Source organism: Streptomyces sp. L-9-10 (genome assembly GCF_004151105.1).
Lineage (GTDB): Bacteria > Actinomycetota > Actinomycetes > Streptomycetales > Streptomycetaceae > Streptomyces.
In genome coordinates this window covers 1-522 of the sequence record NZ_PHRF01000158.1, presented here as the reverse complement: position 1 = coordinate 522, position 522 = coordinate 1, and the positions used below count along the sequence as shown (strand labels likewise).

Genomic DNA, 522 nt, shown 5'->3' with positions numbered 1-522 from the left:
CACCCGTCGAACCCGACGTATAAATCACATACGCCGGCTGCCGCACATCCACCGACACCTCAGGAAGAACCGACGACAACCCCGCCAACTCCCCACCCAGGGAGTCGACTTCCAGAACGCGGACTCCACCGTCGACGGGCATGGCCGCGCCGAGGGACGACGACTCGGCGAGCACCAGTACCGCGCCGGAGTCCGCCAGCATGTGCGCGAACCGCTCGGCGGGGAACTTCGGATCCAGCGGTACGTAGACGCCGCCCGCGTGCAGGACGGCCTGCATGGCGACGAGCCACTCCACGCCGCGCTCCATCGCCACCGCGACGCGCTGCCCAGGACGCACCCCCTCACCGATCAGGAAATGCGCCAGCCGTGCCGCCCGCCCGTGCAGCTCCGCGTACGTCAGCGTCACCTCGTCAGTGATCACCGCGGGCAGGTCAGGAGTCCGTTCCAGCTGAGCGCGGAAGATCCCTGCCAGCGTCAGCCGCTCCGACCGCTCCTCACCCGTGCCCCACTCCTCCAGCAGCC

The 522-nt window shown here is 69.3% G+C and carries 1 protein-coding gene; it reads right to left on the bottom strand.

The features are described 5' to 3' along the window. On the bottom strand, positions 1–522 hold a 522-nt coding region (locus tag CU044_RS32190; protein ID WP_165372030.1), incomplete at both ends, for an AMP-binding protein.